This is a genomic window from Streptomyces sp. NPDC043853, assembly GCF_056436025.1.
Map to the genome: position 1 here is coordinate 82138 of NZ_JBWKDJ010000008.1, position 16183 is coordinate 98320.

Consider the following 16183-nt stretch of genomic DNA (forward strand, 5'->3'; position numbering starts at 1 on the left):
CCCGCAGGGCCCGGCTACGCCAGCCGGTCCCGCCGGGTCAGGACCCGCGCCCCCGACACACCCGGCGCCAGCCGTGGCGGCTCTGGCGGAGCACCTCCGGGCAGCGGAGTCTGCCGCTCCGTGTCCCCGCCCTGGGGCGGAGTCCCGAGGGCAGCAGGAGTCGGCGCCGGGGGCTCGCCGGCGGGCGAAGGCCCACCCGCGGACGCCACCGTCGCCGGATGCCCGGCAGCGGCCGGAGCGGCAGGGGCCAGGGGCCCGACCGGGCCCGGGGCAGGTGTCGCCCCGGCGCGCGTCGGCGGGGCAGTGGCAGGGCCAGGGGCCGCCGCAGCGGCGGCAGGGGCGGGGGCCGCTGGGGCCGAGGCCCTCCCCTGGTCCGCGGCCGACGTCGTCGGGGCCGTCGGCGGGGCCGGGGGCGAGGGTGCCGGGACAGGGGCCGCCGGGGCCGGCCCGGAGGCGGCTGGGGCGGAGACCGACGCAGGTACCGCCGGGGCCGACGCAGGTGCCGCCGAGGCCGGGGCGGGGGTCGCCGGGGCCGACCCGGAGGCCGCTGGGGCAGAGACCGAGGTAGCGGCCGGAGGAGGGGCCCCGGGGGCCGCAGCGGCCGGTGTCGGAGCCGTCGGCGGGGCAGCGGCCGGTGTCGGAGCCGTCGGCGCGGCATCGGCCGACGCAGGTGCCGCCGGGGCCGGGGCTGGGGCCGGGGCCGCCGCCCCGGGGGCCGCCGGGGCCGGGGTCGGTGCCGCCGCGCCGGGGGCCGCAGCGGCCGCCCAGGCCGGTGGCGGGGCCGCCGCCGTAGGGGCCTGCGGGTCCGCGGGGGTGATCGCGTCGCGGAGGGCCGCCCAGCGCAGTTCCCGCACACCCGCCACGTGCCATTCCTCGCCGCCCTCCGGTTCGACCCCGCCGAACCGCCCGCGCCATCCCCGTACCGCGACCGCGACCGGTACGCCCACCGCCGCCGTCCACGCCGCCCCCGCCGCGCCCGTCTCCCACCACACCGGCCCGAACTCCGCCAGCGCCCCCGTCCCCAGCGGCCCCCCGGCCGCCACCGCCAGCGCGGCCATGAGCACCCCGCACACCAGCCCGCCCAGTGCCGCCGTCAGCGCCGCCTCGCCGTAGGGCACCTCGCGCCCCCGCCGCACCGCGAACCACCCCACCACCACCCCGGCCACCACCGGCACCACCAGCACCAACCCCGTCAGCACTGACCCCGGCCCGGCCGACGGCAGCGCCGCCAGCAGCGGGAAGCGCGGCAGCGCCGGCGACCCCGCGAAGGCCAGGGGCGTCGCCGTCGCCCCCGCACCCAGCGCGAACCCCGGCCCGAGCCCGTACGCCGCCCCCCACACCACCGCGTTCGGCACCAGCGCCAGCGCCAGCAGGAGCACCGCGAACCGCCCCGACCACACCCCCGTCAGCTGGAGGAAGGACTGCTGGACCGCCGCCCCGTGCCACACCAGCGACGCACCCACCACCAGTGCCCCGCCACCGAGCAAGACGAACGCCCCCGCGCCCCCCGCGCGCAGAGCCAGCGCGTACCGGGAGCGCGCGAGCTCCCTCCGCACGCCCCCCGGCAACCATCCCGGCAACCACCCCGGCCACCGCGACGGCAACGCCGCCCACACCCCCCAGGCCGCCGCGGCCACCGCCACCAGCGGCACGTGCCAGGCCGCGCTCAGCGGATCGGCCGGCAGCGGCCCGCCCGCCGCGTACGCGGTCGCACCCGCTCCCACCACCAGGTAGCCACAGGTCACCGCGGAGAACACGGCACTGCCCGGCAACCCCCCGTCCTCCACCGCGAGCCGGGCCGCCCGCCGGATCAACAGCACGGGCAGGGACACCAGCAGAAGGGGCGTCAGCCCCACCGGCGCCGGCACCCCGGACAGCGTGTCGTACCTGATCAGCTCGGCGCCGTGGGCGAGCAGCCACAGCCCGGCCGCCACGTGCAGCGCGCCGCCCGGCCCGCTGTCGGGGTACGGCGAGCTGATCCACAGCACCATGACGAGTACGGCCAGGGAACCGAGCCCCAGCCCGGCGGCCATCGCACCGCCCAGTACGCAGGCGGCGGCCGCAGGCGTACGGCGGCGCCGGCCCGCCCACGGAGGAGTCGGCAACGGCGTCCCGCGTTCGGTCACTTGGGTCACCCCGCCATGGTCCCAACGACACGCGCCGAGGTCGCGTAACAGGCGAATACCCGTGGTGTCGCCCAATATACGGTTATGTACTTTTTCGCCCAGACCTGCCGGGGTGTGGCATGACCCAGAGCGTGGACGCGGCCGCCGAGCCGTCTGCCCTCCCGTCGCCCAAGGAACGCCGCAGACTGCGCGAGGCCGGTGAACTGACGCACGATGAGATCGCGGCGGCGCTCCACGTCACCGCCAGCACCATCCGCGCCTGGGAGACCGGCCGTGCCGACCCCCGCGGCCGCAAGCGCCAGGCGTACGCCAAGCTTCTGGACGAACTCCGCAAGCAGGTCGAGGAGGATGACGACCAGCCGGATGGCGGAGCCGAGGAGGGCTCGGACGCGCGGACGGAGGGGCGCGAGGGCCACGAGGGCAGCGGAGCTGCCGCGACGGAGACCGCGGCGGCCGGGGCGGAGACCTCCGGGCAGCCCGCCCCGCGGGTCGCCGGCGCCGTACGGGCGTTCGCCAAGGGCACCGGCGGCCCGGCCGGCACCCGGCCCGATGCCGCGCCCGCGGCCGCCGCCAGACCGACGACCAGGCGCGCCCCGAAGCCACCCGCGTCCGGACCGGCCTCCGGACTCGGCACGACGGGCGGACTGGGCACGACGACCGGGCTGGGCACCTTCACCGGGCACGCCCACCAGGCCCCGCCCCGGGCCGGCTCACAGCCCGCCCAAGGGCCCTCGCCCGGCGTCGGCTTCGGCACCGCCGCCGACGGTGGCGGTGGCAGTGACAATGACAGTGACAGCAACGGCGGCGGTGACGGCCCGGAAGCCCCCGCCGCGGCCAGCCCCCTCGTGCCGGCGCACGCCCCGGCCCCGGCTCCCGCGCCGGAGGCCGGGTACACCCCCGACACCGCCTTCGAGGCGCTCTACGACTACACCGCCCCCGCCTTGCTGCGGCAGGTCTACCTGCTCACCGGCCGCCGCGCACTCGCGCTGGAGGCCGTCGAGCGCGCCTTCCAGCTCGCCTGGGACCGCTGGCCGCAGGTCGCCACCGACCCCGACCCGGTCGGCTGGGTGCGATCGGCGGCGTACGAGCACGCGCTCTCGCCCTGGCACCGGTTCCGCCGCGCCCACCGGCACCCCGACCGGGCCCCGGCCGACCTCGCCGACCGCGCCCTGCTCGACGCGATGCTCGCGCTGCCCCCCTCGTACCGGCGGACCGTGCTCCTCTACGACGGCATCGGACTCGACCTGCCCGACGCCGCCGCCGAGACCGAGGCCAGCACCCCCACCGCCGGCAAGCGGCTGCTCCACGCACACGCGGGCCTCGCCGCCCGGCTGCCCGACCTGGCCGGCGTACCGGCCGACCGGCGGTCCGCGCTGCTGCGCGAACGGCTGGGCGCGCTGGTCCCCTCCGTACGCCTGGAGCCGCGCCCGGCCCAGGTCGTACGGCTGGCCGGTGAGCACCGGATGCGGTTCTGGACCCGCGCGGCCCTCGGGCTGACCGTGGCCATCGCGGTCGCCACCGCCTACACCGTCGTGACCGCGCCCACCCGTTACGTGCCGCCGGTCGCGCCCGGCGCCTCCGTGCCCGGGGTGCCCCCGCGCCACGGCCCCCAGCTGCTCACCGAGCAGGCCAGACAGCTCCAGGAGAAGCTCCGGTCCGAGCCGCTGTCCGGCCCCGCGCGCCTGGTCCCCCGCGTCGAGTGAGGCGACCGGGAACGAGACGGAAACGGAAACGGGCGTGGCCCGCACCCGAAGGGGGTGCGGGCCACGCCCGTCTGTGCGGAAGGGCCGGAGATCAGCCGTTCAGGATCTCGCGGGCCAGCTTCGCGGTCTCGGTCGGCGTCTTGCCGACCTTGACGCCGGCGGCCTCGAGGGCCTCCTTCTTGGCCTGCGCGGTGCCGGAGGAGCCGGAGACGATGGCGCCGGCGTGGCCCATGGTCTTGCCCTCGGGGGCGGTGAAGCCCGCGACGTAGCCGACGACCGGCTTGGTGACGTTCTTCGCGATGAAGTCCGCCGCACGCTCCTCGGCGTCGCCGCCGATCTCACCGATCATGACGATCAGCTCGGTGTCGGGGTCGGCCTCGAACGCCTCCAGGGCGTCGATGTGGGTGGTGCCGATGACCGGGTCGCCACCGATGCCGACGGCGGAGGTGAAGCCGATGTCGCGCAGCTCGTACATCATCTGGTAGGTCAGCGTGCCGGACTTGGACACGAGACCGATCTTGCCGGGCTTGGTGATGTCGCCCGGGATGATGCCGGCGTTGGACTGGCCGGGGGTGATCAGGCCGGGGCAGTTCGGGCCGATGATCCGGGTCTTGTTGCCCTTGGCGGTCGCGTACGCCCAGAAGGCGGCGGAGTCGTGGACCGCGATGCCCTCGGTGATGACCACGGCGAGCGGGATCTCGGCGTCGATGGCCTCGACGACGGCGGCCTTGGCGAAGGCCGGCGGGACGAAGAGGACGGAGACGTTGGCGCCCGTCTTCTCCATCGCCTCGGCGACCGAGCCGAAGACCGGGACCTCGGTGCCGTCGAAGTCGACGGTGGTGCCGGCCTTGCGCGGGTTCACGCCGCCGACGATGTTCGTGCCGTCGGCGAGCATCAGCTTGGTGTGCTTCATGCCCGTGGCACCGGTCATGCCCTGGACGATGACCTTGCTGTCCTTGTTGAGGAAGATAGCCATGGTGAGTCTGTGACCTCGTCCCTTTACTTCGCAGCCGCAGCGAGCTCGGCGGCCTTGTCGGCCGCGCCGTCCATGGTGTCCACGCGCTGAACCAGCGGGTGGTTGGCGTCCGACAGGATCTTGCGACCCAGCTCGGCGTTGTTGCCGTCGAGGCGGACGACGAGCGGCTTGGTGACCTCTTCGCCCTTGTCCTTGAGCAGCTGGAGGGCCTGGACGATGCCGTTGGCGACCTCGTCGCACGCGGTGATGCCACCGAAGACGTTGACGAAGACCGACTTGACGTCCGGGTCGCCGAGGATGATCTCGAGACCGTTGGCCATGACGGCGGCGGAGGCGCCACCGCCGATGTCGAGGAAGTTGGCGGGCTTGACGCCGCCGTGGTTCTCACCGGCGTAGGCGACGACGTCCAGGGTGCTCATGACGAGACCCGCGCCGTTGCCGATGATGCCGACCTCACCGTCGAGCTTGACGTAGTTGAGGTTCTTCTCCTTGGCGGCGGCCTCGAGCGGGTTCGCGGCCGCGTGGTCCACGAACTCCTCGTGGCCCGGCTGGCGGAACTCGGCGTTCTCGTCGAGCGAGACCTTGCCGTCGAGGGCGATGACCTCGCCGGAGGCGACCTTGGCGAGGGGGTTGACCTCGACGAGGAGCGCGTCCTCGGCGACGAAGGTGTCCCACAGGGTCACGAGGACCTCGGCGACCTTCTCGGCGACCTCGGCCGGGAACTGGGCCAGCGCGACGATCTCGCGGGCCTTCTCGATGGAGACGCCCTCGTTGGCGTTCACCGGCACCTTGGCGAGCTTCTCGGGGGTCGTCGCGGCGACCTCCTCGATGTCCATGCCGCCGGCGACGGAGGCCATGGCCAGGAAGGTGCGGTTGGTGCGGTCCAGGAGGTAGGAGACGTAGTACTCCTCCAGGATCTCCGGCGCGGTCTCGGCGATCATCACCTTGTGGACCGTGTGGCCCTTGATGTCCATGCCCAGGATGTCCGTCGCGCGGGCGACGGCCTCGTCCGGGGTGGCGGCGAGCTTGACGCCGCCGGCCTTGCCGCGGCCGCCGACCTTCACCTGCGCCTTGACGACCGACTTGCCGCCCAGCCGCTCGGTGGCCTCGCGAGCCGCCTCAGGCGTGTCGATGACTTCACCGGCCAGCACCGGTACACCGTGCTTGGCGAAGAGGTCCCTCGCCTGGTACTCGAACAGGTCCACGCGCGTCCGTCCCTTGTATTGAAGAATTCGCTTCGCAGTGATCGCGTTTTCTGCGTGGGCGTGCCGCGGAGGGCAACGTGACGGCGCTGTCACTGGGGAAGCGCACACGGTGACCGTGGACGCGGCATGTCCGTCTCGCAGGTTATCCCCGTGGGCCACGGGTCCCTAAATCGCAGGTCACACCGGAGCGGTGATACCTGTCACAGATCCCCTCATCCCGAACCCGGAAATTCGTGCGATCCGACGACTTCCCGCTTCTCGATCGCGGCGGCCATCACCTCCGGGAAACGGTCGGGCGTACAGGCGAAAGCGGGCGCCCCGAGGGCGGCCAGGGCGGCCGCGTGGTCCCGGTCGTATGAGGGGGCTCCCTCGTCGGAGAGCGCGAGGAGGGCGGTGAACTGCACGCCGGCGGCCTTCATCGCGGCGACCCGTCCCAGCATCTCGTCGCGGATGCCGCCCTCGTAGAGATCACTGATCAGGACGACGATCGTGTCGGCGGGACGGGTGATCTTCGACTGGCAGTAGGCCAGGGCCCGGTTGATGTCGGTGCCGCCGCCCAGCCGGGTACCGAACAGGACGTCGACCGGGTCGTCGAGCTGGTCGGTCAGGTCCACCACCGAGGTGTCGAAGACGACCAGCCGGGTGGCGAGGGACCGCATGGAGGCCAGGACGGCGCCGAAGACGGAGGCGTAGACGACGGAGGCGGCCATCGAGCCGGACTGGTCGATGCAGAGGATGACCTCCTTCTGCACCGACCGGCCCGCCCGGCCGTAGCCGATCAGCCGCTCGGGCACGACCGTGCGGTGCTCGGGAAGGTAGTTCTTCAGGTTCGCCCGGATGGTGCGGTCCCAGTCGATGTCCCGGTGCCGGGGGCGGCTGGTCCGCGCCGAGCGGTCCAGGGCGCCGGTGAGGGTGGAGCGCGTACGGTCGGCCAGCTGCTCCTCCAGCTGCCCGACCACCTTGCGGACCACCGCCCGGGCCGTCTCCCTGGTCGTCTCCGGCATCGCCTTGTTGAGCGAGAGCAGGGTGCCGACCAGGTGCACGTCCGGTTCGACGGCCTCCAGCATCTCCGGCTCCAGCAACAGGGCCGCCAGCCCCAGCCGGTCGATGGCGTCGCGCTGCATCACCTGTACGACGGAACTCGGGAAGTACGTGCGGATGTCCCCCAGCCAGCGGGCCACCGACGGCGCCGACCCGCCCAGCCCGGCGGAGCGCTCCCCCGCCCGGCGGGCCTTCCCGCCGGTCCCGGCCGCGTCCCCGTAGAGCGCGCCGAGCGCGGCGTCCATGGCCGCGTCCCGCCCGCTGAGCCGGTGGCCGGTCCCGTCGTCCTCTCCCCCGCCGAGCACCAGCCGCCACCGCCGCAGCCTTTCGCCTGCGGCGGGCTCCCGGGGCTCTGCATCCGTGCCGGTCCCGGTGCCGGTCCGGGTCCCCGTGCCCGTACGGCTGTCCGTGGGGGTGTCGGCCGCACCGGCGCCACCCGCCGTACGGGTGCCGCCGGTCGGGCCCGTGCCGCCGGAGGGGCCTCGACGCGGCTCGGCGTGGGGGGCCGGCCCGGTGGTGCCGATGGCGCCGACCGGATCGGCCTGGCGGCCCGCCGGCCCGTTGGTGTGAGGCTGCGTCATGCGTCCGTCCCCCATGTCGTCGCTCATGTCGTCGCTCATGTCGTCGGTGATCTCGTCGGCCATGTCGTCGGTCCTTCGGTCGTCACGTCGGCCCGACCACGACGGGTCACGCCCTTCCTCGGCCGGGCAGGTCGCGGGCCAGGCCGGTGCCGCGGACCGTTTCGGTCGGCCCGGCAGCCGGGGCACGGTCAGCCCGCTCCCGCCGCCGGGGTGGTGCCGAGCAGGAGGAGGGCCAGCGGGACCACCGCGTCCGCGCGGTCCGGATCCAGGTCCGGGGCGAAGCCCTCCGGGGCCGCTCCGGCGGCGGTCGCTGATCTCGCGGCGGCCGGGCCGCGGCGGACCAGTTCGCCCAGGGACCGCCGGACGCCCGGCTCGTACGCCCCGAAGGTGCGCCGCAGCAGCGGCAGTACGTCGGTGAACGCGCCGGCCGGTACGCCGGTCAGCCAGGCGTCGATCAGTCCCAGCAGCCGTTCGTCGTGGACGAGCAGGGTGCCGCCGCCCGCGCCGCCGCCGGCGAAGCCCTCGATCCAGCCGGCCGCGTCGGCGGGCGTGGCAGCCGGGGACAGCGCCAGTCCCATCAGCCGGGCCGTTTCCCCGGCGTCCATGCGTCCGTCGTCCAGCAGCAGCCGCACCGCCCGGCCGCGGATCAGGCCGGGCACGCTCTGCCGCCCGGCCAGCGCCCGCAGCACGGCCCCCCACCTGTCCCGCAGCCCGGGCTGCCGCGGGCCGCCGCCGGTGCCGGTCGTGCCGGAGGCGGCGCAGAGCAGGCCGACCGCTCCGTGGACCGCGTCCAGGTGGGCGCGCAGCTCCGCCGCGGCGTCCGGGTCCAGGCCGGCCGCGCAGGCGGGCGGAAGGGCCACGCAGATGCGCTCGGCGAGGCCCGCGGCCACCGTGCCGAGGGCGGTGGTGCCGGTGCCGCGGACGTCGCCGTAGCGCAGGGAGCGGGCCAGCGCGGGCAGGGCCTTCGCCAGCCGGGCCACGTCGGTGTCCAGCGCGGCCCGGTCGGCGAGCGCCGCCAGGACGGCCGGCAGGGCCTCGGACAGCCCGGCGAGCAGGCACTGCTCGGCGAGCGAGGTGACCTCGCCGAGCTCTCCGGCGGCGGCCGCGTCGGCCTCGGCCCGGGCGGTGGCGGCGGCCGCCACCGTGGTCCCCCAGACGCCTGCCTCGGCCACCCGCACCGAGAGTTCCGGCTGCCAGCACAGCCGCCAGGTCTCGCGGAAGGTCCCGGTGCTGCCCCGGGAGGCCGTGGGCGTGCCCCAGCCGATGCCCAGCAGGCGCAGCCGGTGCAGCAGCCTGCTCCGGTCCGCGTCGGTGTCCTTGCGGAGGTCGAGTTCGAGCTCCCGCTCCTGCGCCTCCGGCTTGAGCCGCAACGAGCGCTGCTGCCGGGTCAGGTCCCGCTGCAGCGGGACGGCCGGCGCGGTGTCCGGCACCTCGCCGAGGGCGTCCCCGACGACCAGCCGCTCCTCGACGAGGGCGAGCGGCACGTCCGAGCCCTCGCACAGGACCGCCCGGACCGCGTCCATGGTCTCCGAGAGGCCGGGCAGCGGACGGCCGCGCACCGCGGCCAGCGTCCCGGCCAGCCGGACCGCCTCGATCACATGGCCCGGGGACACCTGCCGGTCCTCCGCGCGCAGCAGGCCGGCCACCTTGGTCAGCCAGCGCTCGACGGGCCGGTCCGGTGCGGCGAACAGGTGCGCGTACCAGCCGGGGGAGGTGATGCCCGCCCCGTATCCGCCGGCCCGGGCGAGCCGGCGGTGGGTCCAGGGCACCCAGGCGGTCTCCACCTTCGCCTTGGGCAGTCCGGCCAGCAGCGCCCGGTCGGCGGCCACGGTGGTCCGGGCGCGCAGCGCGGGGACGTGCCAGGCCCCGCAGACCACGGCGAATCCGGTGCCGAACTCCCGCCGGGCGGCGCGCATCTTCTGCCGCATGTACGCCTCGCGCACCAGGTCCCGGTGGTGGCCGCCGTCGCCCGCGGCCTCGCGCAGTGCCGCCATCGCCTCGGCGATCGCCTCGAAGGGGGCGAGTGCGTCGGCGGGTGTTCCGGCGGGAGTGCCGGACTGGGCGCCGCGGTGTTCGACCACGTCCTCCCACCAGCGCTCGGGGTCGTCGTACCCGGCCACTTCGGCCAGCACGGCCAGGGGGTCCAGGCGTACGGACCCCTCTTCCACCGCGTCGTCGGCGGGGCCGGGGCCGTCGGCCAGTGTGTGCGCGGCGGGCAGGTCGATGAACCGGACCGGCACCCCGGCGTCCTGGGCCCAGCGGAGGGCGACCCACTCCGGGGAGAACGCGGCCAGCGGCCAGAACGCGGCCCGGCCGGGGTCCTCGGCCGCGTGCGCCAGCAGGGCGACCGGCGGTCGCATGCCGGGGTCGGCGGCCAGTGGCAGCAGGGCGTCCCCCTCGGGCGGGCCCTCGATCAGCACGGCCGACGGACGGGCCGCGTCCAGTGCGGCCCGCACCGCCCGGGCGGAGCCCGGCCCGTGGTGCCGCACCCCGAGGAGCACCGGGCCCGCCCCGGCTCCCGCGGAGCTCATGCGGTCACCTCGCGGCAGGCGCGGTAGAAGTCCTTCCAGCCGTCCCGCTCGCGGACGACGGTCTCCAGGTACTCCTGCCAGACGGTCCGGTCGGCCGCCGGGTCGCGGACCACGGCGCCGAGGATGCCGGCGGCCACATCGGAGGGCCGCAGCACCCCGTCGCCGAAGTGGGCGGCCAGGGAGAGGCCGCTGGTGACCACGGAGATGGCCTCGGCGGTGGACAGGGTGCCGCTCGGCGACTTCACCTTCGTCCGGCCGTCACCGGTGACGCCCTCGCGCAGCTCCCGGAAGACGGTGACCACCCGGCGGATCTCGTCGAGGCCCTCGGGGGCCTGCGGCAGGTCCAGGGCGCGGCCCAGCTGCCCGACCCGGCGGGCCACGATGTCCACCTCGGCCTCGGCGGTGCCGGGCAGCGGCAGGACCACCGTGTTGAACCGGCGGCGCAGGGCGCTGGAGAGCTCGTTGACCCCCCGGTCGCGGTCGTTGGCGGTGGCGATGAGGTTGAAGCCGCGGACCGCCTGCACCTCCTCCCCGAGCTCCGGTATGGGCAGGACCTTCTCGGAGAGGACGGTGATCAGGGTGTCCTGGACGTCGGCCGGGATGCGGGTGAGCTCCTCGACCCGGGCGGTCATCCCCTCGGCCATGGCGCGCATGACCGGGCTGGGGACCAGGGCCTCGCGGCTGGGGCCGTGGGCGAGCAGCCGGGCGTAGTTCCAGCCGTAGCGGATGGCCTCCTCGGGGGTGCCCGCGGTGCCCTGGACGAGCAGGGTGGAGTCTCCGCTGACGGCTGCGGCGAGGTGCTCCGACACCCAGGTCTTGGCGGTACCGGGGACGCCCAGCAGGAGCAGGGCGCGGTCGGTGGCCAGGGTGCTGACGGCCACCTCGACGATCCGGCGGGGGCCCACGTACTTGGGGGTGATCACGGTGCCGTCGTCGAGCGTGCCGCCGAGGAGGTAGGTGGCGACGGCCCACGGGGAGAGCTTCCAGCGCGGCGGACGGATCCGGTCGTCGTGTGCCGCCAGGGCTTTCAGTTCCACCGCGAAGGCGTCCTCGGCGTGCGGTCGCAGTACCTCGGCTCCGGTGCCGTTGTCGGGCGTGCTCATGGATCCCCCTCCAGGCTCGGCAGCCGCTTCCGACTGCTGCGACCACCGTGCACCACCGCACTGACAACACCCCTTGCTCATACCGTTGTTGCAGGTCAGGGCGATTGTCAGTGGGGTTCCCTACGGTGGTTCCCATGAATGGGCAGGGGGTCCGCCCGACGGCGGAACAGGTACTGGCTCTGGCTCCTGACGAAGCATCACGGAAGGCGGGGGCCGAGCTGGGCGGAGCGGGTCCGTGGTCGCAGACCGGAGGTTCCGCTTCCGGTGTGGTGTGGGGGCTGTGCAAGGGCAGCGGCAGGACGCCGTACCGGACGGTGGTGGACCTGGGCGGACCGGCGTACTCGTGCTCCTGCCCCAGCCGGAAGTTCCCGTGCAAGCACGCGCTGGGACTGCTGCTGCTGTGGGCGGCGGAAGGTCCGGGCGAGACCGCCGAAGCGCCCGACTGGGCGGCGGCGTGGCTCACGGCACGGGCGGCGAAGGCGGCCGCGGCCTGCGAACCCGCGAAGCCGGTGGACGCGGAGGCGGCCCGGAAGCGGGCCGGGCGGCGGGCGGCCCGGATCGGCGCCGGCGTCACCGAGCTGGAGCAGCGGCTCGCCGACCTGCTGCGCGGCGGCCTCGCCGGACAGGAGCAGGCGGGATACAGGCCGTGGGAGGAGACGGCGGCCCGGATGGTCGACGCGCAGGCACCCGGACTGGCCGCCCGGGTGAGGGAGTTGGGCACGATATCGAGCTCCGGCGCGGGCTGGCCGGGCCGGATGCTGGAGGAGTGCGCGCTGCTGCACCTGCTGGACCGGGCCTGGCTGGGGGTGTCCGGGCTGCCGGAGCCGCTGGCCGCCACGGTCCGGACGAGGGTGGGCCTGACCGCGACCGCGGAGGGGGCGGCCGCGGTCAGGGACCACTGGCTGGTGCTCGCGCAGTACGACTCGGTCTCGGCGGACGGCCGGCTGACCACGCGGCGGATATGGCTGCGCGGTCTGCGGAGCGGCCGCACCGCCCTGGTGCTGGACTACGGACCGCCCGGCCGGCCGCCCCGACTGGCGCTGCCGGTGGGGCTGGTGCTGGACGCGGAGGCCCGGTTCCGGCCCGGCTCGGCCGGGCTGCGGGCCGACCTCGGCGAGCGGTTCGCGGCCCCGGTGACACCGCCCCGGCCGCCCGCCGGGGTGGCCGCGGCCGCCGCACTGGACGGGTACGGGGCGGCGCTGCGGGAGGACCCCTGGCTGGAGTCCTGGCCGGTGGTGCTGGGCCCGGTCGTGCCGGTGCCCGGAGAGCTCGGCTGGCAGCTGGCGGACGCGGACGGCAAGGACGCGCTGCCGGTACGGACCTCAGGAGGGCGGCCTCGGGCGGGGCTGTGGCAGCTGGCAGCCCTGTCCGGGGGCGGGCCGGTGACGGTGTTCGGAGAGTGCGGCCACCGGGGGTTCACCCCGCTGACCGCCTGGGACGAGAGGACGGGTGAGCCCGTATCGCTGTCGTGAGGCACAACGACAACCACGCGACCTGACGCATGACGGACGGGAAGACGAGGGAGGGGGAGCGAATGGCGGCGGTCACCGGGCCCGTGGACACGGGCAGAGGCGGAGGCGCGTACGCAGGTGCAGGTGCGGGCGCGGGCGCGGGCCCGGGCAGAAGCAGACACGGGGGCGGGGACATGGACGGGGACACGGGCGGGGACATGGGCGGGGACACGGGCCGGTACATGGACGGGGACACGGGCGGCACGTTCGCCGACGCGGACTGGGCGGAGCTGGTCGGCACCGCGCTGCTGGGCACCGACCGCAGACAGGCCGGTCCGCCCGAGGCACTGCTGGACGCCGCCGCGGTGCAGGCGCTGCGCCGCCGGGCCGGACTCCGGCCGGCCCGGGCGGGCGCAGGGCCGGAACCGGCGGTGGAGGATCCGCGGCCCGAGCCGCCCGAACCGGCGCGGCGCCGGCTGGCGCAGCTGCTGGCGGGCCGGGCCGGCGCGGGCGGCGGGCGCCGGGGGGCCGCGCCGGACCTGACCGAGCTGCTCCCCCAATGGCTGGCCGCAGCCGGCCGGCTGGGCTACCGGGCCCCCGCGGCCCACCTTCCGGCCCTGCTGGACGCCGCCCGGGCACGGACGGACCTGCGCCCGCAGGCGCTGGCCCTGGCGGGCCCGCGGGGCCGCTGGCTGGCCCGGCTCAACCCGGACTGGCGGTTCGCGCTGCGCGGCGGCGCGGGCGGCGGAGGACTGCCCGATCCCGGGGACACCGCCGAGGTGGAACGGCTGTGGCAGGAGGGGCTGTTCGCCGAACGGGCGGCCCTGCTGGGTTCGGTACGGGCGCACGACCCGGCGGCCGGGCGGGCGTTGCTGGCGGGCGGCTGGACCGCCGAACGGGCCGAGGACCGGCTGATGTTCCTGGACTCACTGCGGCCGGGCCTGTCCGAGGCGGACGAGCCCTTCCTGGAAGAGGCGCTGGGCGACCGCAGCCGGAACGTACGGGTGCTCGCCGCGGAGCTGCTGTCGGCACTGCCGGGCTCGGCGCTGGCTGGACGGATGGCGGAGCGGGCCCTGGCCTGTGTGGGCCCGGACGGTGTGGTGCCGCCCGCCGAGTGCGATGCCGGCATGGAGCGGGACGGCGTGGTCCGGCGGCCGCCGGCGGGGCGCGGTGAGCGTGCCTGGTGGCTGGGCCAGCTGGTGGAGGCGGCTCCGCTGTCGTGCTGGCGGGAGCGCTTCGGCGGCCTGGACCCGGCCGGGATCGTGGCCGCGCCGGTGGCCGAGGGCTGGGCGGAGGAACTGCACGCGGGGTGGTGCCGGGCGGCCGTGCGGCAGCGCGATCCGGAGTGGTCACGGGCTCTGCTGGGCTCGGCCGCCGCACCGCCGGCCGCCGGGCCGGGCACGGCCTCGCTGGCGGAGCGGGCCAGGCTGCTGGAGACCCTGGACCCGGCCGAACGGGCCGCGTGGGTCGCGGAGTTCATCCGGGCCCACGGCTTGTCAGAGGCGTTCCAGCTGCTCGGGGTGTGCGAGGTGCCGTGGGCGGAGGAACTGGGCCGGGCCGTGGTCGACGCGCTGCGGTCGGCGCGGGACGCGGGCAGCTATCCGTGGAGCTTCAGCGGGGTGATGGGGCTGGCGGAGCGCTGCCTCGATCCTGCGGAGGCCTGCCGTCTGGAAGTGGCGGACGCACCTGTCGCGGAAGGGGAGGGGGGTGCTGCGTACTGGGCGGAGGCCTTCGCGCGGCTCACCGCGACGTTGCGGCTTCGCCAGGCGATGCTGGCCGAACTGGCGGCCGCGCCCTGACCCCTGGGCGGGGTCGGGGCGCGGGTACACGCTGCGCGGCGGCCGGGGTCAGGCCGCGGAGCGGACGTTCTCGCGGACCCAGTCCACGATGGAGGTGGTGGTCGCACCCGGGGTGAAGATCGCAGCGACGCCCTTGGCCTTCAGCGGCGCGATGTCGTCCTCCGGGATGATCCCGCCGCCGAACACCTTGATGTCCTCGGCGTCCCGCTCCTTCAGCAGTTCCAGCACGCGCGCGAACAGCGTGTTGTGGGCGCCGGAGAGGATGGACAGACCGATCGCGTCCGCGTCCTCCTGGATGGCGGTGTCCACGATCTGCTCGGGCGTCTGGTGCAGGCCCGTGTAGATGACCTCCATGCCGGCGTCGCGCAGAGCGCGCGCGATCACCTTGGCCCCGCGGTCATGGCCGTCGAGACCCGGCTTGGCCACCACCACACGGATCGGACCGGTCACACCCATCGCACTGCCTCCTGAGTGAACGAACGTTAAGTACAGCATCCCGCACGACACCGTTTCGCGGTCAACCACGAGGGGGAAATCACAGAGAGCAAGCACCGTACGGGGGGCGCGGGCGCCGTCGTGCCGCCGGCCGCACGGCACCGTGGCGCCGCCGGCAAGGCATCGGGGAAGGCGTCCGTCATCGGGGGAGGGCGTCGATGGGGCTGCCGCTCGCACTGATCGTTCCCGCTTCCGGCCCCGTCTCGGGGGCCGCGCTCCGGGCCGCCGCGCTCGAGCTGATCGTGCTCGCCGGCCACCTGCTCCTCTACCCCGCCGGGATGCGGGAGGAACCACCGCCGGCGGCGTCGGCGGATCCCGGGCAGCGCCCGCCGGCCCTGCTGCTGCACGGGTTCGCGGACAACCGCTCGGTCTTCGTCCTGCCGCGGCGCTCCCTCGGAGCGCACGGGCTGCGCCGGGTGGAGACGTACGACTACTCGCCGCTCACCCGGGACCTGCGGACGGCCGCCCGCCGGCTGGGCCGCCGGGTCGAGGAGCTCTGCGCGCGCACCGGGCACGAGCGGGTGGACCTGGTCGGGCACAGCCTCGGCGGGCTGGTCGCGCGGTACTACGTGCAGTGCCTCGGCGGCGACGCGCGCGTCCGCACCCTGGTCACGCTGGGTACCCCGCACTCGGGCACCGCGGTCGCCCCCTTCATGGACGTGCACCCGATGGTCCGCCAGATGCGCCCCGACTCGCCGGTGATGTCGGAGTTGCGTGCACCCGCACCGGGCTGCCGGACCCGATTCGTGGCGTTCTGGAGCGAGTTCGACGCGCTCATGGTCCCCACCGGCACCGCCCGTATCGAGCACCCGGACCTGCACGCGGTGAACGTGCAGGTCACCGGCATCGGACATCTCGCGCTCCCGGCCCACCCGGCGGTCATCTCCGCCGTCCGGCAGGTCCTCGACGGGCCCGCCCGGGGGCTTCCGGGCCTCCCCGGCACCGCTTCGGTCGCGTAAACGAGAACCCCCTGCAAGTCGAACGAATTTCGAACTCAAGGCCAAGGCTCTCCCTCAGCGCGACCGAAAGGCGGCCGAATGCCCGGTTCCTGAAAGGTGGAAACCCGCCGAAGATTGTCGTCGCCGCGAACCGCCGGGTACAGTCACGCCACTGCTTCCCCCCGGGGTCCCATCAAGCCCCGGCCACCCAGGCCCCCCACCGCCGAGGCGAAA

General features: G+C 75.4%; 11 protein-coding genes. 4 read left to right on the forward strand and 7 right to left on the reverse strand.

Annotated elements, in window-relative coordinates; translation table 11 throughout:
• Nucleotides 1–14 precede the first annotated feature (14 nt).
• A complete protein-coding gene (locus AC067U_RS21715) occupies nucleotides 15–2135 on the reverse strand; it encodes a cell division protein PerM (RefSeq protein ID WP_478831395.1) in 2121 nt (706 codons plus the stop codon).
• Between the two features lie 110 nt (nucleotides 2136–2245).
• On the opposite strand from AC067U_RS21715, the gene AC067U_RS21720 reads away from it, so the two are divergent.
• Complete coding sequence (locus AC067U_RS21720; RefSeq protein ID WP_478831396.1) at nucleotides 2246–3829, forward strand: helix-turn-helix domain-containing protein; 1584 nt, start codon at nucleotides 2246–2248, stop codon at nucleotides 3827–3829.
• Between the two features lie 91 nt (nucleotides 3830–3920).
• Here AC067U_RS21720 and sucD read toward each other — a convergent pair whose 3' ends face one another.
• The 5 genes from sucD to AC067U_RS21745 all read right to left on the reverse strand — a co-directional run bounded on the left by sucD (nucleotide 3921) and on the right by AC067U_RS21745 (nucleotide 11266).
• On the reverse strand, nucleotides 3921–4805 hold the full coding sequence (gene sucD / locus AC067U_RS21725; RefSeq protein WP_478831397.1) for a succinate--CoA ligase subunit alpha: 885 nt from the start codon (nucleotides 4803–4805) through the stop codon (nucleotides 3921–3923).
• A 23-nt stretch (nucleotides 4806–4828) separates the two neighbouring features.
• The gene (sucC, locus tag AC067U_RS21730) at nucleotides 4829–6010 is read right to left on the reverse strand and encodes an ADP-forming succinate--CoA ligase subunit beta (RefSeq protein ID WP_478831398.1); all 1182 of its coding nucleotides are present in this window, start codon (nucleotides 6008–6010) and stop codon (nucleotides 4829–4831) included.
• Nucleotides 6011–6222: 212 nt separating this feature from the next.
• Nucleotides 6223–7632: a VWA domain-containing protein gene (locus AC067U_RS21735; RefSeq protein ID WP_478831636.1), complete on the reverse strand. Its 1410-nt coding sequence runs from the start codon at nucleotides 7630–7632 to the stop codon at nucleotides 6223–6225.
• Nucleotides 7633–7820: 188 nt separating this feature from the next.
• Nucleotides 7821–10163 (reverse strand): DUF5682 family protein, encoded by a 2343-nt coding sequence (locus AC067U_RS21740; RefSeq protein WP_478831399.1) that lies wholly within the window; start codon nucleotides 10161–10163, stop codon nucleotides 7821–7823.
• Nucleotides 10160–11266 carry an ATP-binding protein gene (locus tag AC067U_RS21745; RefSeq protein WP_478831400.1) on the reverse strand — a complete coding sequence of 369 codons (1107 nt, stop codon included), beginning with the start codon at nucleotides 11264–11266 and terminating at the stop codon, nucleotides 10160–10162. The genes AC067U_RS21740 and AC067U_RS21745 overlap by 4 nt, the downstream gene beginning before the upstream one ends.
• A gap of 134 nt (nucleotides 11267–11400) precedes the next feature.
• Between AC067U_RS21745 and AC067U_RS21750 the strand changes: the two genes are divergently transcribed.
• Nucleotides 11401–12738 carry an SWIM zinc finger family protein gene (locus AC067U_RS21750; RefSeq protein WP_478831401.1) on the forward strand — a complete coding sequence of 446 codons (1338 nt, stop codon included), beginning with the start codon at nucleotides 11401–11403 and terminating at the stop codon, nucleotides 12736–12738.
• 221 nt (nucleotides 12739–12959) lie between these two features.
• Nucleotides 12960–14516, forward strand: a complete 1557-nt coding sequence (locus tag AC067U_RS21755; RefSeq protein WP_478831637.1) for a DUF5691 domain-containing protein — start codon at nucleotides 12960–12962, stop codon at nucleotides 14514–14516.
• A 48-nt stretch (nucleotides 14517–14564) separates the two neighbouring features.
• On the opposite strand, the gene AC067U_RS21760 is transcribed toward AC067U_RS21755, so the two are convergent.
• Complete coding sequence (locus tag AC067U_RS21760) at nucleotides 14565–14972, reverse strand: cobalamin B12-binding domain-containing protein (protein ID WP_478831402.1); 408 nt, start codon at nucleotides 14970–14972, stop codon at nucleotides 14565–14567.
• A gap of 197 nt (nucleotides 14973–15169) precedes the next feature.
• Here AC067U_RS21760 and AC067U_RS21765 point away from each other — a divergent pair, with 197 nt between their 5' ends.
• Nucleotides 15170–15970 carry an esterase/lipase family protein gene (locus AC067U_RS21765; protein WP_478831403.1) on the forward strand — a complete coding sequence of 267 codons (801 nt, stop codon included), beginning with the start codon at nucleotides 15170–15172 and terminating at the stop codon, nucleotides 15968–15970.
• Nucleotides 15971–16183 lie beyond the last annotated feature (213 nt).

Excerpts from the sequence above, each read along its gene's own strand:
- AC067U_RS21760 (WP_478831402.1), bottom strand. The coding sequence starts at position 14,972 with ATGGGTGTGACCGGTCCGATCCGTGTGGTGGTGGCCAAGCCGGGTCTC.
- AC067U_RS21720 (WP_478831396.1), top strand. The coding sequence starts at position 2,246 with ATGACCCAGAGCGTGGACGCGGCCGCCGAGCCGTCTGCCCTCCCGTCG.
- AC067U_RS21750 (WP_478831401.1), top strand. The coding sequence starts at position 11,401 with ATGAATGGGCAGGGGGTCCGCCCGACGGCGGAACAGGTACTGGCTCTG.
- AC067U_RS21740 (WP_478831399.1), bottom strand. The coding sequence starts at position 10,163 with ATGAGCTCCGCGGGAGCCGGGGCGGGCCCGGTGCTCCTCGGGGTGCGG.
- sucD (WP_478831397.1), bottom strand. The coding sequence starts at position 4,805 with ATGGCTATCTTCCTCAACAAGGACAGCAAGGTCATCGTCCAGGGCATG.
- AC067U_RS21755 (WP_478831637.1), top strand. The coding sequence starts at position 12,960 with ATGGACGGGGACACGGGCGGCACGTTCGCCGACGCGGACTGGGCGGAG.
- AC067U_RS21735 (WP_478831636.1), bottom strand. The coding sequence starts at position 7,632 with ATGACGCAGCCTCACACCAACGGGCCGGCGGGCCGCCAGGCCGATCCG.
- AC067U_RS21745 (WP_478831400.1), bottom strand. The coding sequence starts at position 11,266 with ATGAGCACGCCCGACAACGGCACCGGAGCCGAGGTACTGCGACCGCAC.
- AC067U_RS21765 (WP_478831403.1), top strand. The coding sequence starts at position 15,170 with ATGGGGCTGCCGCTCGCACTGATCGTTCCCGCTTCCGGCCCCGTCTCG.